This is a genomic window from Streptomyces sp. GbtcB6, assembly GCF_019091475.1.
In the GTDB taxonomy this organism is placed as follows: Bacteria; Actinomycetota; Actinomycetes; order Streptomycetales; family Streptomycetaceae; genus Streptomyces; species Streptomyces hyaluromycini.
On record NZ_JAGXJL010000006.1, the window covers coordinates 262,025 to 279,361 of the forward strand.

The 17,337-nt window shown below is 72.2% G+C and carries 18 protein-coding genes and 1 pseudogene; 9 read left to right on the plus strand and 10 right to left on the minus strand.

The window, feature by feature from the left end; translation table 11 throughout:
* Positions 1-49: 49 nt before the first annotated feature.
* From KVT45_RS13455 to KVT45_RS13465, 3 genes are all read right to left on the minus strand, one after another.
* The gene (locus KVT45_RS13455; RefSeq protein WP_217547231.1) at positions 50-715 is read right to left on the minus strand and encodes a response regulator transcription factor; all 666 of its coding nucleotides are present in this window, start codon (positions 713-715) and stop codon (positions 50-52) included.
* Positions 712-1,818: a sensor histidine kinase gene (locus tag KVT45_RS13460; protein ID WP_217547362.1), complete on the minus strand. Its 1,107-nt coding sequence runs from the start codon at positions 1,816-1,818 to the stop codon at positions 712-714. Before KVT45_RS13460 ends, KVT45_RS13455 begins: the two co-directional genes overlap by 4 nt.
* A 107-nt stretch (positions 1,819-1,925) precedes the next feature.
* Positions 1,926-2,450 (minus strand): hypothetical protein, encoded by a 525-nt coding sequence (locus KVT45_RS13465; RefSeq protein ID WP_217547233.1) that lies wholly within the window; start codon positions 2,448-2,450, stop codon positions 1,926-1,928.
* Between the two features lie 170 nt (positions 2,451-2,620).
* Here KVT45_RS13465 and KVT45_RS13470 point away from each other — a divergent pair, with 170 nt between their 5' ends.
* Positions 2,621-2,773: a hypothetical protein gene (locus KVT45_RS13470; RefSeq protein ID WP_217547235.1), complete on the plus strand. Its 153-nt coding sequence runs from the start codon at positions 2,621-2,623 to the stop codon at positions 2,771-2,773.
* A 7-nt stretch (positions 2,774-2,780) separates the two neighbouring features.
* Here the strand turns inward: KVT45_RS13470 and KVT45_RS13475 are convergent, their stop codons facing one another.
* Complete coding sequence (locus tag KVT45_RS13475; protein WP_217547237.1) at positions 2,781-3,746, minus strand: zinc-binding alcohol dehydrogenase family protein; 966 nt, start codon at positions 3,744-3,746, stop codon at positions 2,781-2,783.
* Between the two features lie 99 nt (positions 3,747-3,845).
* Here KVT45_RS13475 and KVT45_RS13480 point away from each other — a divergent pair, with 99 nt between their 5' ends.
* Positions 3,846-4,337 (plus strand): MarR family winged helix-turn-helix transcriptional regulator, encoded by a 492-nt coding sequence (locus KVT45_RS13480; RefSeq protein WP_254646709.1) that lies wholly within the window; start codon positions 3,846-3,848, stop codon positions 4,335-4,337.
* Between the two features lie 161 nt (positions 4,338-4,498).
* Here the strand turns inward: KVT45_RS13480 and KVT45_RS13485 are convergent, their stop codons facing one another.
* The 3 genes from KVT45_RS13485 to KVT45_RS13495 all read right to left on the minus strand — a co-directional run bounded on the left by KVT45_RS13485 (position 4,499) and on the right by KVT45_RS13495 (position 7,179).
* Entirely contained in the window at positions 4,499-5,188 is a 690-nt protein-coding gene (locus tag KVT45_RS13485; protein WP_217547238.1) for an IMP cyclohydrolase, read from the minus strand.
* A 169-nt stretch (positions 5,189-5,357) separates the two neighbouring features.
* Positions 5,358-6,338, minus strand: a complete 981-nt coding sequence (locus tag KVT45_RS13490) for an XRE family transcriptional regulator (RefSeq protein WP_217547240.1) — start codon at positions 6,336-6,338, stop codon at positions 5,358-5,360.
* Positions 6,331-7,179 carry a peptidoglycan-binding protein gene (locus KVT45_RS13495; RefSeq protein WP_217547242.1) on the minus strand — a complete coding sequence of 283 codons (849 nt, stop codon included), beginning with the start codon at positions 7,177-7,179 and terminating at the stop codon, positions 6,331-6,333. Before KVT45_RS13495 ends, KVT45_RS13490 begins: the two co-directional genes overlap by 8 nt.
* A 170-nt stretch (positions 7,180-7,349) precedes the next feature.
* On the opposite strand from KVT45_RS13495, the gene KVT45_RS13500 reads away from it, so the two are divergent.
* Both KVT45_RS13500 and KVT45_RS13505 read left to right on the plus strand, forming a co-directional pair.
* Positions 7,350-7,610, plus strand: a complete 261-nt coding sequence (locus tag KVT45_RS13500; protein WP_217547243.1) for a hypothetical protein — start codon at positions 7,350-7,352, stop codon at positions 7,608-7,610.
* Between the two features lie 532 nt (positions 7,611-8,142).
* A complete protein-coding gene (locus KVT45_RS13505; protein ID WP_217547245.1) occupies positions 8,143-9,147 on the plus strand; it encodes a substrate-binding domain-containing protein in 1,005 nt (334 codons plus the stop codon).
* A 42-nt stretch (positions 9,148-9,189) separates the two neighbouring features.
* On the opposite strand, the gene KVT45_RS13510 is transcribed toward KVT45_RS13505, so the two are convergent.
* Positions 9,190-10,203, minus strand: a complete 1,014-nt coding sequence (locus tag KVT45_RS13510; protein WP_217547247.1) for a LacI family DNA-binding transcriptional regulator — start codon at positions 10,201-10,203, stop codon at positions 9,190-9,192.
* A 219-nt stretch (positions 10,204-10,422) separates the two neighbouring features.
* On the opposite strand from KVT45_RS13510, the gene KVT45_RS13515 reads away from it, so the two are divergent.
* The 4 genes and pseudogenes from KVT45_RS13515 to KVT45_RS13525 all read left to right on the plus strand — a co-directional run bounded on the left by KVT45_RS13515 (position 10,423) and on the right by KVT45_RS13525 (position 13,451).
* Entirely contained in the window at positions 10,423-11,373 is a 951-nt protein-coding gene (locus KVT45_RS13515) for a TIM barrel protein (protein WP_217547248.1), read from the plus strand.
* An 18-nt stretch (positions 11,374-11,391) separates the two neighbouring features.
* Positions 11,392-11,561, plus strand: a pseudogene (locus KVT45_RS56255) (MFS transporter); the annotation flags it as partial.
* Between the two features lie 10 nt (positions 11,562-11,571).
* Positions 11,572-12,588, plus strand: a complete 1,017-nt coding sequence (locus KVT45_RS13520) for a Gfo/Idh/MocA family oxidoreductase (RefSeq protein ID WP_217547250.1) — start codon at positions 11,572-11,574, stop codon at positions 12,586-12,588.
* Positions 12,585-13,451: a sugar phosphate isomerase/epimerase gene (locus KVT45_RS13525; RefSeq protein ID WP_217547252.1), complete on the plus strand. Its 867-nt coding sequence runs from the start codon at positions 12,585-12,587 to the stop codon at positions 13,449-13,451. Before KVT45_RS13520 ends, KVT45_RS13525 begins: the two co-directional genes overlap by 4 nt.
* On the opposite strand, the gene KVT45_RS13530 is transcribed toward KVT45_RS13525, so the two are convergent.
* Positions 13,429-15,654, minus strand: coding sequence for a BTAD domain-containing putative transcriptional regulator (locus KVT45_RS13530; protein ID WP_308310724.1), 2,226 nt, complete (start codon positions 15,652-15,654; stop codon positions 13,429-13,431). The genes KVT45_RS13525 and KVT45_RS13530 overlap by 23 nt on opposite strands.
* Before the next feature lie 63 nt (positions 15,655-15,717).
* Here KVT45_RS13530 and KVT45_RS13535 point away from each other — a divergent pair, with 63 nt between their 5' ends.
* Complete coding sequence (locus KVT45_RS13535) at positions 15,718-16,590, plus strand: alpha/beta fold hydrolase (RefSeq protein ID WP_217547253.1); 873 nt, start codon at positions 15,718-15,720, stop codon at positions 16,588-16,590.
* Positions 16,591-16,647: 57 nt separating this feature from the next.
* On the opposite strand, the gene KVT45_RS13540 is transcribed toward KVT45_RS13535, so the two are convergent.
* Positions 16,648-17,022, minus strand: a complete 375-nt coding sequence (locus KVT45_RS13540) for a DUF6299 family protein (protein ID WP_308310716.1) — start codon at positions 17,020-17,022, stop codon at positions 16,648-16,650.
* Positions 17,023-17,337: the final 315 nt, after the last annotated feature.

The window sequence follows — 17,337 nt, forward strand, 5'->3', positions numbered from 1 at the left end:
CACCGGACGGCACCGCGATCTCCTTCTGCGCTTCTTCTCCTCAGGCAGGTCAGGCCAGACCTGCCGCGATGGCGCGACGGACGGCGTCGGTTCGGTCGCGGATCCCCGCTTTGGCGAACAGGTTGTTGATGTGGCTCTTGACCGTGGCCTCGCTGATGAAGAGCTTCTCGGCGATGCCCCGGTTGGGCAGGCCCTGGCCGATCAGTGTGAGTACCTCGCGTTCGCGGCGCGTGAGGTCCTCGGGCAGGGCCTGTCCCGGCACCGGCGCCTTGGTCCTGAGGGTGGCGAGCAGCCGGTCCTGGACCTCGCGGTCGAGCACGGACTGACCGGCGGCAGCGGCACAGATCGCCCGGGTGATGTCCTGGCGTCCTGCGTTCTTGGTCAGGTAGCCCCGGGCCCCTGCGTTCAACGCCCCCAGGATCGAGTCGTCGTCGGCGAAGGTGGTCAGCACGACCACCGCCACCTCCGGGTACTCCTCGCTCAGCCGACGGGTTGCCTCGATCCCGTCCATCACGGGCATGCGCAGGTCCATCAGCACGACGTCCACCGGCCCGGCGGCAACAGCCGTCAGCACCTCGCTTCCGTCCGCGGCGGCCGCGACGACGTCGAGGTCCTCGGACAGCCCGAGCACTGCGGCGAGCGGCTCCCGGACGGCGGCCTGATCGTCGGCGACGATCACCCTCAACCGCCGCGGTCTCTCGGTCGGTTCGCTCATCCCGGTATCACTGTCTCCACTTGCCAGCCGCCCTGGTCCGGTCCCTCGGTGACCGGGCCCGCGGTGACGGTTCCACCCAGGAGAGCGACGCGCTCGCGCATTCCGATCAACCCCATCCCGCTGCCGACACCTGCGTTCACCGCGCGGGTGGCGGGGCGGTTACGGATCCTCAGCGTGGTCGACGAGGCGGCGAACGTCAGCTCCACGCGGACATCTCCCCCGGGAGCGTGCCGGGCGGCGTTGGTCAGCGCCTCCTGGGCGATCCGCAGCAGTTGCTGGGTCACTTGGGCCGGAGCCTCACGGATGGTCCCGGTGACGGTGAGAACGTCACGGTGGCCCGACGATTCGAGCATCGCGGTCAGGCTCTCCAGCAGCGGCAGCGCGTCCTCGCGCAGCGCGTGTACGGTCCACTGCGCCTGTTTCAGGCTCTCCTTGACCAGGCCGTGGGCCTTGTTGTTGGCCTCCCGAACCTTCTCCAGGTCACCGGTGTCGATCAGTGCGTCGGCCAGTTCCAAGTGCATGTTGATCCCGGCCAGCGAGTGTGCCAGGACGTCGTGCACATCCCGGGCGATCCGGCTGCGCTCGGTCAGCACGGCGGTCTGGGCCTCGGCCCGGGCTGCGCGTTCGGCCGACTCGGCCGCCGCGATCGCCGCCAGTACGGCCCGGCGCTGACTGCGGTTGGCGATGCCGACCAGGACCGGGGTGCCGGCGGCGAGACCGACCGCCCAGGGCAACAGGTGGTGCCCCGGTCCGAGGTGGAAGTACAGGACACCGCCGCAGAGCAGACTGCAGATCCCCGCGAGAACGAGGGCCGGCCTGGTATCGAGCCGGTATCCGATGTGACCGGCGAGGAAGAAGGCGAAAAGGTAACCCGTTCCGCTGCGGCTGACACCGATCAGGGCGGCCGCCGCGACGATACCGAGGGACAGCCAGGCGAGAGCGAGGGGCTTGGGAATCCTGTTCTCGGGCAGGCGCCGAGCCAGCAGCGCCGCGGAGTTGATCACCAGGAGGAGGGTGACGGCCAGACCCCTGCCGCTGAAGTCCATGGGCCGGATCGTCAGCATTCCGACGACGATGACCGCGAGGGTCAGCGCCCACTGCATACGCGGGTCCTGTCCGGGAATCGACCGCGGGCCGCCCGCTCCCTCGGCCGCGGCGTTCCCGGGCGGGGCGCTCTGGGTTGCGGACACGGGCAGAACGCACTGCACGATCAGGCCGTACGGTCGAGGACGGGCACGGGGTGGGTCACCGTACGGGCCCGGCTTCGTATGAAGATCGTGGCCAGCCGTGTGACCACTTCGGTGAGTGCCATCAACACGAACGCCGCTACCCAGGCGTCCTCGCCGGTGATGTGGTGAGTGATGCTGAACCGGGCGACGTCGTCGGCGCCACCGCCGTGCTCGACCCACATCTGGAAGCCCATCCGCGCCCCCATGCCCAATACCCACAGGATCGCCGACACCGCACCGGCCTTGATCAGGACGTGCTCGCCGACGCTCCGGATCCGGGTGTAGACGCCGCCGGCGATGCCGAGCGCGGCACCCACGCTCATCAGGGCCCCGATCAGCACCAGGTCGTTGCCCCCGGTGGGAACGCTGTCCAGGTACGAGTGCGCCACGAAGGCCACGATCCCCAACGGGATCAGAAAGGACTTGAGGTCGAGTCTGCCTTCCCGCAGCTGCCGGAAGACGACCAGGATGAGGGCGATGTCGGTGATCCACTCGGTCGTTGTCATGCTCCCAAGACTGCTGCGACGAGGCCCAGAGCACCTGGACCCATGGGTGGAATCGGGGGTGGAATTAGAGGCTCCACGATCTCCACCCTGCCCGCCGGAAACGGGCCCGTCCCGATGAGCCTCCGCTCGCTCCGGCGCCGGCCCTGAAGTGCTGGAGGAGCGGCACAGAGATGGAAGAACTCTCCCTTCCCACTCTCGTCGCGGTCGTAGAGGATGCCGAGTTCCCGCGTGTCGGCCAGGAGTTCAGGATCAACGAGCCGACCGGCGAGGTCAGGTCTCTCCAGCGCAGACAGGCTGACCTTCGGCTGCCGCCGAGGCCGTGAGGCGGGTTCAGGGCACCAGGACGGTGCGTACGCCCGGGACGTCGGGCGCCTTCCACGCGGTTTCGACGTCGGCGAGGGGGACCGCCTGGGCGGTGACCGCAAGGCCGCCGCTCTCGATCTCGTCGATGAGGGACGGCAGTTCCTCCAGGTACGTCCTCGTCGATACGGCGCCCTGGCCGTTGCCCTGGAGCCGGAAGTCGGCCGAGCGCAGTGCGACGGAGGGCAGTTCGATGGTGGGGCCTGCCATGGCGCCGATCTGGATCCAGTTCAGGGCGCGGCCGCGGTCGGCTCGGGCCCGCAGCACCGACGTGATCGCGTCACCGGCGGGCTTGCCCCACAGGTAGTCGATGACGAGGTCGACCTCGGCGGCCTCCTTGGCCAGGGCCGCGGCGGTGGCGTCGGAGTCGTCGGTGAGAGCGACCGTCGCGTCCGCGCCGATTCCGGGCAGAGCCGCCAGGCGGGCCTGGTCGCGGCCGGCGCCGACGACCCGGCCGGCGCCGAGCCGCTTGGCGACCTGGACGGCCATCTGGCCTGCGTTGCCGGTCGCGCCGAGGACCAGCACCGACTGCCCGGCCTCGATCGGGACGCGGCGGCGCAGCGCCACCCACCACGACATGGCCGGGTTCATGGCGGCGGCGATCTTCACCACGTCCACGCCCTCCGGCAGCGGGACGCTGCGGCGGCTGTCGATGACGGTCCGGGTGGCCATCGGGCCGACGAGTTCGTCATCGGCGACGAAGTACACCAGCCGGCCGTCCGCCCGCCGGCCGACCCCGTCGACGCCGGGCACCATCGGCAGCTTGCCGGTGCTGGTGTAGTGGCTGCCCGACGCTCCGGTCCGCACCCTGGGGTGCAGGCCCACGGCGAGGACGTCGACGGCTTCCTGGTCCTCGCCGGAGGGAGCGGGCAGGTCGAAGGGTTCGTATCGGGGCGGGTTGTCGAACGAGCTGACGACGGCGGCGCGGATGTCCATGGCTGCTCTCCTCGGATTTGGTACGTGGGACGAAGGATTTAGTTCGTGGCACAAATGAAATTAGTGGGTGCCACGTACCTTTGCAAGTAGAATCGGGACATGACGTCATCCCACGACATGCCGCCCGCGCCGTCGTCCGCAGATGAGGATTTCGGGCTGGTCGACGCGCTCGCCCAGCTGTCGTTCCTGGTTCAGAGCGCCCTGGCCGAGATCGCAGGGCGCCACGACCTGTCGATCGTCCAGACCCGGATGCTCGGGATACTGCGGGACCGGGAGCCGACCATGAACCAGCTCGGCCGGCACCTCGGCCTCGACAAGTCCTCGGTCAGCGGCCTGGACGACCGGGCGCAGCGCCGGGGGCTGGTCACCCGCGCCGTCAGCACCGTCGACCGCCGCTCGTTCCAGGTATCGATCACCGACACCGGCCGACAGCTCGTGGAGCAGATCGCCGCACAGTTCAGCGAGCGGATCGAGAGGTGTGCCGAGCCGCTGTCCGAAGCCGACCGGAAGCGGCTGTCACGCATGGCGACCCGGATCGTGACCGCCGACGCCCAGGACCGCGGCATCGACCTGCGCACCGCACCCCGCTGACCGGACTCCGTCAGACGGAGCTACGCGGCACCGTCACCACGTGCCTGCCCACGACGCCGCCGCACTCGAACGCCCGGTGCGCGCACGGCATCCACAGGGGACGTGACCCGGGATGACGGCATCCCAACGTCGGTTGTCGACCGGTGTGTCCGGGAGGACGATCACGCCGGTCGGGCGTGGCGGATGGGGCCCTGCACCCCGGTGACCGGTGCGAACGCGGCCGCGGCGACCCGGAAGCGCGGGTCCAGGGCCGCCCACACTTCCGTCAGCAGCGCGTCCGCGTCCTGGGCGGAGGTGTTCAGGTCGAGATGGTGCCGAGCGGTCGACACGGAGTCCCCGTCGGACTGGTAGGTGCTGAGCAAGACCGCCTGCCCCCGGCTGAGTTCACCCAGCGCGACGACCGTGATGTCCGCGCTCTCACGGTCACCGCCGGGCCGGCGTGCCGCACCGAGCCAGGACCGTCGGCCGGCACGATCCACGACGGCGGTGATCCGAGGCGTGTGGATCGGCGGATCCGGCTCATAGCCGAGATCCGCCAGGGCGCTGCCCGGTGCGAGTCCCTTCGCCAGCCGACCTGCTACCTCCGCCACCTGTTCTCCGTTGCCGTAGACGGTCCAACGCTCGTCCGTGGTCGCGGCGATGTAGTGCCGGAGAGCGTCGTGACCCGTGGCACCGACGGGTACGACGGCCAGTTCGCCGGAGGGAGTGGATTCGATCCGGCGAGCCTGGGAGGCTTCGCTCCGCCCGGTGAGCGCGTATCCGGCGGTCAGTTCACCGTTCAGCGTGCAGGCCAGCAGGATCAGCCGACCAGGGTAGGGGTTGTCCCGCAGGGCTTCCGGGATCGAGGTCATGCGCCAGCGCCTTTCTGATGTCGGCTCGGTACGAGATCATCCAAACGGAAGACCGAGGTGAGTATCACACCGTCTCGCGCCGGCGCCTCGGCCGTCCCGGACGCTGCCGCGCAGTAAGGACGCAGTCGGGACCAGCAGGTGTCCGGCCGGCGGTCCGGCCGGCGTGGTGTCAGCGTCCCCAGCCGGTGCAGGTGGACGAGCCGTCGGGCAGTTCGATGCAGGCCCGCGCCTCGGACGGGCGTCCGAGGCCGATCATCAGGGTGTAGAGGTACCGGCCTGGCACGAGCACCAGCCGTGACTGGTGCCGTCCGTCGGTGGTGTCGACCTGCAGCCGGTCACCGCTGCGGGGCGCCGTGATCCGGCCCCAGGCCGCCCGGCACGTCGGGCTGAAGCGCAGTTCCACGATCCGCCCGGCTATCTCCCGTCGCGCCCGGGTGCCCGCGTCCGTCCAGCAGTCCGTGTCGTGCTGTTCGGCGTCGCGGTCCGTGCAGTTCTCGCCCCGACAGGTACCGCTGGTGGGTCTCGACGCCGGTTCCCGGTGCCAGCCGCCGTATGTCCATGCCACGGCGCCCACACCGAGGGCGGTGGCCAGCGCGGTCCCGGCCGCCACGAGCAGGACGGTGCCGCGGCGCGGTTTCCGGTCCCGGGGTTCCGGCCTGCCGTCGCCTTCCGGGTACCGCCGTACGGTGGCGCTTCGGGTGGGGGCGGGCTCGCCGGTCTGCCCCGGGGGCGGGTCCACGACCGCGGCCTGCGCTCTCGTCTCTCGCGACGCGTCCGTGCCGGGCGCGACTTGCGCGGGGTCGGCGGTCCCCGGGGCGGTGGCCGCCCGGTCGCTGGCCGCCGGGTCGGTGGCGCGTGCGTCGCGGCCGCTCCATGCGCGGTCGGCGAGCTGCCACAGCGCCAGCAGCCGTACGGGATCCGCGCCGCTCAGCTTCGCCAGCGTCTCCACCGCGTCCCGGGGCGGGAGCGTCTTGCCGTTGAGATACCGCTCCCAGGACGACTTGCTGTACGCGGTCCTGGCCGCCAGCGCGGCGAAGCTCAGCCCGGTTCCCTCCCGTGCCTCCCGCAGCCGTTCCACAAGGTGGCGGACCTCGGGGGCGCCGACTGCCCGCGGCTCACGACGCGGGCCCGGCCGGGCGCCCTCAGTCACCCGGCTTCCTGAGCTCGCGCCAGGTCATGGGGCCCACGATGCCGTCGTCGGTGAGCCCGCGGGACCGCTGAAACCCCCGGACCGCGGCCCTGGTGTTGGGCCCGAACGAGCCGTCGATCCCCTTCGGGTCGAAGCCGTGCCGTCTGACCAGGCACTGCACCTCCGCCACCGCCTCGACGGTGATGCCGACGTGGTACTCGTCGGTGAGGGTCGTGCTGTGACCGGCGTACAACAGGCCGTCGTGCAGGGTGAAGTAGCACGGGAACGTCTTGGCGGAGTAGGTGGAGGTCGGCACCTTCGTCGTCGCGGTGGCCGCGCGAGGCTCGGGCTCCGCCGACGGCGACCCGGGCCAGGCGATCGCCACCGCCACCGCCACCAGCACGGCGAGGCCTGCCGCCACCACGGCCACACCGGCGACGGTCGCGGCCGGCCGTGCACGGCGCGGAGTCCGGCCGTCGTCCGGGCCGCCGTCGACCGGCCGGTCACCGGGGGCCGTTGACTGCCGGGGTTCCTCGGGCACGGCCTGGGGGGCCGCCGGCTGTTCCGGCTCCTGCGGAGCCGGTGCCGTGGGGCCCGGCGCGGTGTCGGAGGTGGCCACCTCCCACAGCGCCGCCAGGCCGATCCGGTCCCCGCCGCACACGTCGGCCATGGTCTCGACGGCCTGCCGGGGCGGGGTCACCTTGCCGTTGAGATAGCGCTCCCAGGACGACTTGCTGAACCGCGTCCTGGACGCCAACGCGGCCATGCTCAGCCCGCTGTGGTCTTTCAACCGGCGTAACTCGACCACGAGCCGACGGATCCGGGGATCCAACGACTCGGGCAGCGCCTTCCAACGCGACATGCCCCAACCCTTCGCGTACGCCGTCGCGTACCCGTCCAGCCCCCGTCCCGCAAGCTTCCCGCCTTCACGATATCTGCACATCCCGCCGTCCCGTCGTCCCGCGCGACGTCCCGGCAGCTCAGCACCGGGATCGTCCCCTGTTGTCCCAACTGGCTTTGAACCGTGGCCGGTTGGGCGACGACCCGGCCACGATGGGCCGCGCACCGACCACAACGGGTTCCGGGGGTCTCCATGACAGCCACCACGGCGACAGCCACCACGACGACGGTCGCCACGACAACGGTCGCCACGGCGCGCAGAAGTACGGCACGGGTCCGGCGTCGGCGAGCACCTACTGCGGCAGGACCGGTCCGCTGAACGACGGCACGGTCGGCCGGGTGAAGGACTCCCTGCTTCCCGGGAACGGCTCCAACGACTACTGCGGCTTCTGACCGAGACGCCCCTCGAACAAGCTCGCGCGGGGGCGACGGGGGTGTCCCCGCGCGAGCTCTCCCGACCCCGACCGCCCCCGGCTGAGCCCGGCCACCCGCCGACCGCCCCCGGCCGAGAAGGCCGTTGCCCTCGCTTCACACCGCCCGCCACCCTCACAGGCGCGGCGGCCATCGGCATGCCTGTCGGCCGGCTGCGCGCCCCATCGGTGGCGGCCCGCGGCAGCCTCATCCTCTTTGTTGGAACGTCATGACAAAGTCATTGACATCCCCTGAGGGCGCCCCCATAGTACGTGTCACTAGAGCGCGCTAATAACGCGCTCTAGTACAGACGCAGGCCGTCGACGGTCGCACCCCTGACCGTCGGCACGGAGCTCCGTCCCCGCCCGTGCGAGGCACCCGGTCGGCCACCGGTGCCGTAGCCCCCCCCACCGCCGGCGGTCCACCCCTCGCGTTTCACGACACCTCCCCCGCCATTCATCACTCGTTCCGCTCCGCAGAGCCGACCCAGATCGCACAGCGAGGTGCAAGGGACATGCACAGAAACCACCGAGCCGCCACCACGGCCGCCACCGTTCTCGCGGGCGTCCTGCTCGCCGCAGGCTGCTCCAGCAGCTCCGGCGGCAAGAACTCCGAGGACAGCGGCGCGGCCGCGGCCGCCGGCAAGGCGTCCACGCCCCGCATGACGGTGGCCATGATCACCCACGCTCAGCCCGGCGACACCTTCTGGGACCTGATCCGCAAGGGCGCCGACGCGGCCGCCGCCAAGGACAACATCAAGCTGGTCTACTCGGCCGACCCGAGCGCCGCCAACCAGGCCAACCTGGTGCAGAACGCCATCGACCAGAAGGTCGACGGCATCGCCCTGACCGCTGCCACACCCGACGCCCTGAAGTCCGTCGTGGCCAAGGCCAAGGCCGCGGACATCCCGGTCGTCGGTTTCAACTCCGGTGTGGACGACTGGAAGAGGCTCGGCATGCTGGAGTACTTCGGCCAGGACGAGAACATCGCCGGCGAAGCCTTCGGTGAGCGCCTCGACCAGCTCGGCGCCAAGCACGCCCTGTGCGTCGTGCAGTCCCAGGGCCAGGTCGCCCTCGAAGCCCGCTGCGCGGGCCTGGCCAAGGGCTTCAAGGGCAAGACCGACAAGATCTACGTCAACGGCGCCGACATGCCCTCGGTCAAGTCCACCATCACCGCCAAGCTCCAGCAGGACTCCTCGATCGACCAGGTCGTCACCCTCGGCGCCCCCATCGCCCTGACCGCCGTCCAGTCCGTCAAGGACGCCGGCAGCAAGGCCAAGGTCGCCACCTTCGACCTCAACAAGGACCTGGTGTCCGCCGTCCAGGACGGCTCCGTCGAGTTCGCGGTCGACCAGCAGCCATATCTCCAGGGCTACCTCGCCGTCGACGCCCTGTGGCTGTACAGGAACAACGGCAACTACAGCGGCGGCGGCACCGAACCCGTCCTGACCGGCCCCGCGTTCGTCACCAAGGACAACGCCGACAGCATCTCCGAGTTCGCGGCCAACGGCACCCGCTGACGCTCGGTCAGCGGTCAGCGGTCAGCAGTCACCGGTCACCGGTCACCGGGCGAGCGGGCCGTCCTCCGCGGGGGGCGGCCCGCTCGTGCCGCGTACCACCAGTTTCGGGTCAAGCACCGCCTCCCGCGGCTCCAGTTCGGGCTGCTCCAGCCGCTCCACGGCGAACCGCACCGCGTACTCGGCCATCAGCCGCGCGTCCTGGCGGACGGTGGTGAGGCCGATCGGCATGAGGTGGGAGAGATGGCTGTCGTCGAAGCCGACCACGGAGACGTCTCCCGGGACCTCGACACCGCCCCGCGTCATCGCCATCAACACGCCCATCGCGCAACGGTCGTTGCCCGCCAGCACCGCCGTCGGCAGCTCCAGCCCGCGGTCGCGTTCCGCGAGCAGCAGCCGTCCGGTCTCGATGCCGGACTGCTCGGTGTGCTCACCCGGTATCACCCGGGTCTCCGGCTCCAGTCCGTGCCTGCGCATCGCGGCCCGGTAGGAGCGCCGCCGCTCGGCCGAGCCGGGACCCCGGCCGCCGTCGATGTGCACGATCCTGCGGTGCCCGAGCTCCACCAGGTAGTCCATGGCCTGCCGGACGCCCTTGCTCTCCGCGCTGTGCACGAAGTCCACCCGGGCCCGCGGCACCCGGCGGCTGACCGACACGGTCACGGCGCGCCGGCCCAGCCCGTCCAGGTAGGCGGGGTCCGCGTCCGGGCCGAGCAGGATCAGCGCCTCGCAGCGGTGGCCGAGCAGCGCCTCGACCGCCTTCTCCTCGCTGCGGCCCTGGGCGGCGGCGGAGAGCAGCACGTCGTAGCCGAGCCGCTCGGCCTCCGGGTAGATGCCCTCGATGAGGTCGGTGTGGAAGGTCTGGTGGACGGTGAACATCACGCCGAGGGTGCGGCTGCGGCCCCGGGCCAGCAGCCGGGCCGCGCTGTCGGGGCGGTAGCCGATCTCGTCGGCGACCCGCAGCACCCGCTCGCGCGTCTCCTGGCTCGCACCGGGCTGGTTGCGGAACACGATCGACACCAGCGCCCGGGAGACACCCGCCTTGTCGGCGACGTCGGCCATCGTCGGCCGCCGCCTGCCCGCTGCATCCACGTGTGCACCCACCCTTCGACGGAGCCCACCCTAGGGCCTGTCCCCGGAAGCTCCCGGAAATCCCCCGGCGACAAGGTATTGACATGACATTCGGACAGAGGTCATCGTACTCGCACTAGAGCGCGCTAGTAGAGCGCGACAAAGGCCCGCCCGACGCGGCAGAGTCGCCCCTCCCCCGAAGGACACTCCATGGCAACGGCGCCAACCGCCCTCCGCACCACCGCCGGCAACCTGTGCCTGGGCTCGGCCCCCGACTCCTGGGGCATCTGGTTCCCCGAGGACGAGCACCAGGTGCCGTACACCCGCTTCCTCGACGAGCTGGAGCAGGCCGGCTACGAGTGGTTCGAGCTCGGCCCCTACGGCTACCTCCCCACCGACCCGCAGCGGCTCAGGGAGGAACTCGACGCGCGTGGGCTCAAGGTCTCCGGCGGCACCGCGTTCGGCGCGCTGCACCGCCCCGAGGCCTGGGACGAGATGCTCGCCCATGTGCGGCAGGTCGCCACGCTCACCCAGGCCGCGGGCGCCCACCACCTGGTCCTGATCCCGCCCATGTACCGGGACGAGAGGACCGGCGCGTTCACCGAGTCGCCCGAGCTGACCGCCGGGCAGTGGGCGGGCTTCGGCAAGGCCGCCGACCGGCTGGGCCGGCTGCTCCTCGACGAGTACGACGTGCGGCTGGTGATCCACCCGCACGCCGACAGCCACATCCAGACCCAGCCGGAGATCGAGCGGCTGCTGGGCGAGTCGGACGGCCGGTACACGAACCTGTGCCTGGACACCGGGCACGTGGCCTACGGCGGTGGTGACAACGTCGACCTGATCCGCCGCTTCGGCGAGCGCGTCGGCTACGTCCACATCAAGCAGATGGACCCGGAGATCCTCGCCCAGGTGGCGGCGGAGGACCTCGGCTTCGGCGAGGCCGTGAAACGGGGCGTGTGCGTCTCGCCGCCGGCCGGGGTACCGAACCCGGCCGACGTGGTGGCCGAGCTGGCCGGGCTCGACGCCGAGTTGTTCGTGATCGTCGAGCAGGACCTGTACCCGTGCGCCCCCGAGGTGCCGCTGCCCATCGCCACCAGCACCCGCGCGTACCTGAACGGCTGCGGCCTGTCCGGTACCCGGCGCCCGGCCCTCGACCGGTGAGAAGGCGGCCATGAACAACCGTCGTTGGTCTCCGCCATCGGGATCTCCGACACGACACCTTCTTCCTCTTCGTCGTGGCGGGGTTCCTCTCGCTCACCTTCGTGAGGCTCTGCGTCCCCGAGACCAAGGGCCGCACCCTCGAAACCCTCGAAACCGAACTCCGGGCGCGCTTCTCCCGAACCCCCTGAAGGGACGACCATGACCGTACGTGTAGGAGTCATCGGCGCCGGCTGGATCGGCGCAGAGCACATCCAGCGCCTCACCCACACCGTCACCGGAGCCCGCGTCACCGCGGTCACCGACATCGACCCGGCCCGCGCCGCCGAGGCCGCGGAGCCGGTCGGCGCCCGGGTGCTGCCCGACGGGGCGGCCGTGGTCGCGGCGGACGACGTGGACGCCGTACTCGTCACCTCCTGGGGCCCCACCCACGCCGAACACGTCCTCGGCGCGATCGCCGCCGGGAAGCCCGTCTTCTGCGAGAAGCCCCTGGCCACCACCGCCGAGGACTGCCTGCGGATCGTCGAGGCGGAGCAGGCGCACGGCCGCCGCCTGGTGCAGGTCGGCTTCATGCGCCGCTACGACGCCGGCTACCGGCAGTTGAAGGAGGTCATCGACTCCGGCCGCATCGGCGCGCCGCTGATCGTGCACTGCGCCCACCGCAACCCGACCGCCCCGGAGTCGTACACCTCCGCGATGGCCGCGCTGGACACGGCGGTCCACGAAGTCGACGTACTGCGCTGGCTCCTCGACGACGAGTTCGTCTCCGCCCAGGTGGTCCTGCCACGCTCCACGAGCAACCGGTTCGAGCACCTCAAGGACCCGCAGATCATGCTCTTCGAGACCGCCAAGGGCGTCCGCGTCGACCTGGAGGTCTTCGTCAACTGCCGGTACGGCTACGACATCCAGTGCGAGGCGGTGGGTGAGGAGGGCCTGGTCCGGCTGCCCGATCCGGCCGCGGTCGGCGTCCGTACCGCCGGACAGCACAGCACCGCGGTCCTCACCGACTGGGTGGGCCGCTTCAAGGAGGCCTTCGACACCGAGTTCCGCGAGTGGATCGCCGGTGTCGCGGCGGCCGAGGAGCCCACCGGCCCCTCGGCCTGGGACGGTTACGCCGCTACCGTCATCACCGCCGCGACCGTCGAGGCCCTGGAGTCCGGCGGTGTCGTCGCCACCGACCTCAAGCCCCGCCCGGCCTTCTACGGGGGTACCGCGTGAAGATCGCCCTCGACCCGTACATGTTCCGCGCCCTGCCGATCGACGACATGGTGCGCACGGTGGCGGAACTCGGCTACGAGTACCTGGAGTTGTCGCCGCGTGACGACTTCATGCCGTTCTTCCTGCACCCGCGCGCGGACGACGGACGAATCGCGGAGCTGAGGAACTCCCTGCGCACGCACGGTGTACGGCTGTCCTCGGTGCTGCCGCTGTACAAGTGGTCGTCCCCGGACGAGACGGAGCGGCAGGCGGCCGTCCGCTACTGGAAGCGGATGATCGAGATCACGGCCGATCTCGAATGCCCGCTGATGAACAGCGAGTTCAACGGCCGCCCCGAGCGCGCCGCCGAGAGCGAGGCCGCGTTCTGGCGCTCGCTGGAGGAGCTGCTGCCCCTCTTCGAGCGCGAGGGCATCGCCCTGAACCTGGAGGCCCACCCGGACGACTTCTGCGAGGCGAACACCCCCGCGGTCGACCTGGTACGCGCGATCGACAAGCCCTGGGTGAACTACCTCTACTGCGCCCCGCACTCCTTCCACCTCTCCGGCGCCGACCCCACGGCCGACATCGCGGCGATGATGCGCTACGCGGGTGACAAGCTGCGGCACGTGCACATCGCGGACTCCTTCAACCACAAGGGCTCCAGCGGGCTGCGCTACATCCTCAACCCGCCCGGCACCGCGGCCCGGATCCACCAGCACCTGGACATCGGCCAGGGCGAGGTCGACTGGGACGCCTTCTTCGGCACCCTGCGCGAGCTGGACTTCGACGGTGTCGCCACCGCCTGTGTCTTCGCCTGGGAGGAACGGGCCCGCGAGTCCTCGGCGTTCATGCTGGACCGCATCAGGAAGGAGCTGGCGGCCTAGGGCTAGTCCGGCCGAGGGCTTCGTCGATCGCCGCCAGCCAGCCGTCGACCGGCCCGGCCGTCACCAACCCGCTGCCCGCGCCGGCGAGTTGACCGGCGGCCGGGTGCAGCGCGGCCCGGCAGCGGCGCAGGGCCGCACGGTCGCCGAGCTCCAGGGCGGCGGCCGCCGCGACACACCACAGCGCCTCCTGCACGAGGTCGGCAGGAGGCTCGGGCAGCCCGCGCAGCGCGTCGCGGGCTGCCCTTTCGTCGTCGGCGGCGAGGGCGAGCGCAGGCCGGATCCAGGGGAGATACGGCCCCCAGTCGGCGCCCGGGTCGACGGCGTGCCGGATTCCGTACGGCCGCCCCGCCAGGCGGAGGCAGAGCAGCGCGAAGGGAAGCAGTCCGTCGCGCACCCCGGGCATACCGGGCCCGTCGAGGAGCCGGCCGACCTCACGGTAAGCGGCCTCGACGGCACCGGCAGGGGCGACCCGCGTTCCGGTCCCGCGGGCCGCGAGGGAGCCGACGACGGGCACGGGCCCGTCGGTCCGGAGGTCCGTGGCGGGGCCGGCGCCGGGCACCGGTCGGCCGCTCCGCCCGGCTGCTCCACCCCGGCCTGAATACGGCGCACCACCCCGCCCGGCCTGCCCGCCGGAGACCGGTGCGCCCCTCCCCCGCGCGGGGTCGGCTCCTCCCCCGGCATGCCCCGTCTCACGCGTCGCCGCCAGGCGCAGCGCCCGATAGCCCTCCGTGAACACCCGGACCAGCGGCAGTTCATGGCGGTCGGCCAGCCGGTCGGCCGCCGCCGCGTGTTCGTCGGCCGTGGTGAAGTCGGCGAGCGCGGCCCGCGCCTGTACCCGGATCAGGTGGCCGAGCACCTCGTAGGTGACCAGGCCGTGCCTGGCCGCCAGGGTGACCAGTTCGGTGCCGACGGCGTCGCGGCGCGGGGCGAGGCCGGCCCGGGTGCAGGACTGCATGAAGACGCCGTTGAGGGCGAAGGCGAGCAGCGCCGGGTCGTCCAGGCGGCGGGCGAGGAGCTCCGCCTCGGCGGCGGCTTGCACGGCGCGGGCGGACCTGGTGCCGCGTGACTCCAGGGCGACGGTGGCGAGCAGCCGGCAGCGGGCCGCGTCCTGGGCCGGGGTGGCGGGGAGGCGGGCCAGCGCCCGTTCGGCGGCCCCGACGATGCGGTGGGCGCCCGTCTCGTCGTCGGACCGGGTCCAGATCGCGGGGACGTCGTAGGCGCCGATGACCCGTGCGGTGAGTTCCGGGTCGCCGAACTCCTCGGCCGCGGTGATCGCCGCGAGCCGGTGTTCGCGGGCGGCGGCCAGCCCGCCGGAGCCGGTCACCGCGAGGGTGCGCAGCAGTCCGACGGTCGATTCGAGCCGGGCCCGGGAACCGGCGGCGACGGTACGGTCGTACGCCTCGGCCGCCCGGGACCAGACCCGGGCCGCCGTGGCCTCGGGGGCGGCGGGGGCGTCCAGGCCGGGGTCCTGGGCGAGCACGTCGGCCTCCAGCCGGCGCAGCGCCCGGCCCGGGTCGACGCCCAGCTGTCCGGCGAGGGTCGCACGGGCCCGGCGCAGCACCGCGAGGGCGTCGCCCTGGCGGCCGGTCCGGTAGAGGGCCAGCGCCAGCAGCCGCCAGGCCTCCTCGCGCCACGGGTGCCCGGTGAGGTGGGCGTCCAGATCGGGCACCGCCTCCGCCGCCCGGCCCGCCGCCAGCAGCGCCTCGGCCCGCTGCTCCACGGCCCGCAGCCGCAGCTCGGCGAGCCGGGCCCGCTCGCCCCGGCACCACTCCTCGTCCGCGAACTCGGCGTAGGCGGGCCCCCGCCACAGCTCCAGCGCCTCCCGCAGCAGGTGTGCGGCCCGGCCGGGCTCCTCCTGCCCGGCGGCCGCCACGGCCCGCTCGAACCGCCAGGCGTCGACCGCTTCGGCGCGCAGGGCGTAGCCGGGGCCGTCGGTGACCAGCAGCCGGGCCGGGGTGCGGGGCGGCCGGTCGGGTTCGAGGACCCGCCGCAGATCGCCCACGAAGGTGCGGACGGCGCCGACGGCGGCGGGCGGCGGCTCCTCCCAGAGGTCGGCGACCAGCCGGGCCACGGGCACCGCGCGTCTGCGGGCGACGATCAGCCGGGCCAGTACGGCACGGTGCCGGGGGCCCTTCAGGGCGAGCGGGAGACCGGCCCGCTCGGCCGTCACGGATCCGAGCACCCCGAAGGCGACCTGGTCGATCCTCACACGCCCACCGTACGTGCCGCTGATCCACTGCTGATCCGGGCACGGGAGCCTCGGCGCATGAACATCCCCGGTTTTCAGCAGCACCGTGTCCCGGTCGCGGACGGCGTCGCCCTGCACACGGCCGTCGGCGGCACCGGCAGCCCGGTCGTCCTGCTGCACGGTTTCCCCCAGACCCACCTGATGTGGCGGCACGTGGCCGCCGGCCTCGCGGACGGGCACACCGTGATCTGTCCCGACCTGCGCGGCTACGGCGCCAGCGACAAGCCGGCCGACACGGACGGGACGTCGTACGCGAAGCGGGTCATGGCCGCCGACGTGGTCGCGCTCGCCCGGGCCCTCGGCCACGAGCGCTTCGCGCTCGCCGGGCACGACCGGGGTGCGCTGGTCGCCTTCCGGGCCGGGCTCGACCACCCGGACGCGGTCACCCACCTGGCACTGCTGGACGTGCTGCCCACCCTGGACATGTGGGAGGTGCTGCACGGCGCCACGGCCGCCGTCGCCTTCCATCTGTATCTGATGGCCCAACCGCCGGGCCTGCCGGAGGAGTTGATCGGCGCGGCCCCGGATCTGTTCTTCGGCCACTTCCTCGACCTGTGGACCCGCGACCCCGCGGCGATCCCGGGCGACGTCCGCGCCGCCTATCTCGCGGCCTGCCGGGAGGCGGTGCCCTCCATCGTGGCCGACTACCGGGCCTCGGCGGGTATCGACGCCGGCCACGACCTGGACGACCGGACCGCCGGGAACGTCCTGTCCATGCCGGTCACCGTGCTCCAGCAGGACTGGGGGGCCGCCCTCGGCTACGACGCGGCCGCGGTGTGGCGGGCCTGGGCCCCTGAGCTGGAGCACCACACGGTGACGTGCGGGCACTTCATGGCGGAGGAGGCGCCGGACGAGGTCACCGCGGCGCTGCGAAAGCTGCTGGCACGCTGACCGGGCTCCGGCGACACCGGGCCCCGGCGACACCGGAGCCCGGTTCCCGCGCCCGGGTCAGGCCTCGGTGAGGTTGATGTCCTGCCGGCCGGTGGCGTGGAAGGACGGCAGCGGCAGGCCGCCCGTGGAGCGCAGCTCCATGATCGTGGCCTCCACGTGGGCCGCGCCGGGCTTCAGCTTCTCCGAGGTGACCTTGCCGGTGTTCTCCCAGCGGTGCTCGGCGCCGTCGCAGACGGCCCGGGTGCCGCCGATGCCGTGCTTGTAGTTCGGGGAGTCCTGGCTGACCGAGGAGCTGATGAACACCGGTCCGCCGGCACCGGTGCAGGTGTAGGTGCCGGAGAGGGTGACGGTGCCGTCGGAGGCGAGCCGGCCGGTGCGGTGGACGGTGACGGACTCGCCGGAGGCGGCGGTCGCGGGGCGACGGCGGCGCACAGCAGGGCGACGGAACCGAGGGCCGCGGCGAGGACGGGGCGTACGGGCATGGTTTCCTTCCCGGATCGTGAGGTGGGGGCATGCTCTGGATACCGGGCGGCCCGGTCCGGGAGCGTGATCGTCACCCCTTCGGTGGCGCGTCCCGCCGTACCCGGAACGCCGGTCGTATCCCGGAGCCGCGGCGGCCGTCGTGGAAGCGTCCGGGAGTTGTCCGCGTGTTGTCACAGGTCGCGGCAGGAGGTTCCCCTGCGTTCACGGCAGGAGCATGGTCTGGTCATGCCGGTCGGCGACCGTGCCGGAGGCAGACCCGTGGAG

What these genes read in the sequence shown, in the direction of transcription:
- KVT45_RS13455 (WP_217547231.1), bottom strand. Translation starts at nt 715, where the DNA reads ATGAGCGAACCGACCGAGAGACCGCGGCGGTTGAGGGTGATCGTCGCC.
- KVT45_RS13460 (WP_217547362.1), bottom strand. Translation starts at nt 1,818, where the DNA reads ATGCAGTGGGCGCTGACCCTCGCGGTCATCGTCGTCGGAATGCTGACG.
- KVT45_RS13465 (WP_217547233.1), bottom strand. Translation starts at nt 2,450, where the DNA reads ATGACAACGACCGAGTGGATCACCGACATCGCCCTCATCCTGGTCGTC.
- KVT45_RS13470 (WP_217547235.1), top strand. Translation starts at nt 2,621, where the DNA reads ATGGAAGAACTCTCCCTTCCCACTCTCGTCGCGGTCGTAGAGGATGCC.
- KVT45_RS13475 (WP_217547237.1), bottom strand. Translation starts at nt 3,746, where the DNA reads ATGGACATCCGCGCCGCCGTCGTCAGCTCGTTCGACAACCCGCCCCGA.
- KVT45_RS13480 (WP_254646709.1), top strand. Translation starts at nt 3,846, where the DNA reads ATGACGTCATCCCACGACATGCCGCCCGCGCCGTCGTCCGCAGATGAG.
- KVT45_RS13485 (WP_217547238.1), bottom strand. Translation starts at nt 5,188, where the DNA reads ATGACCTCGATCCCGGAAGCCCTGCGGGACAACCCCTACCCTGGTCGG.
- KVT45_RS13495 (WP_217547242.1), bottom strand. Translation starts at nt 7,179, where the DNA reads ATGTCGCGTTGGAAGGCGCTGCCCGAGTCGTTGGATCCCCGGATCCGT.
- KVT45_RS13505 (WP_217547245.1), top strand. Translation starts at nt 8,143, where the DNA reads ATGCACAGAAACCACCGAGCCGCCACCACGGCCGCCACCGTTCTCGCG.
- KVT45_RS13510 (WP_217547247.1), bottom strand. Translation starts at nt 10,203, where the DNA reads ATGGCCGACGTCGCCGACAAGGCGGGTGTCTCCCGGGCGCTGGTGTCG.
- KVT45_RS13515 (WP_217547248.1), top strand. Translation starts at nt 10,423, where the DNA reads ATGGCAACGGCGCCAACCGCCCTCCGCACCACCGCCGGCAACCTGTGC.
- KVT45_RS13520 (WP_217547250.1), top strand. Translation starts at nt 11,572, where the DNA reads ATGACCGTACGTGTAGGAGTCATCGGCGCCGGCTGGATCGGCGCAGAG.
- KVT45_RS13535 (WP_217547253.1), top strand. Translation starts at nt 15,718, where the DNA reads ATGAACATCCCCGGTTTTCAGCAGCACCGTGTCCCGGTCGCGGACGGC.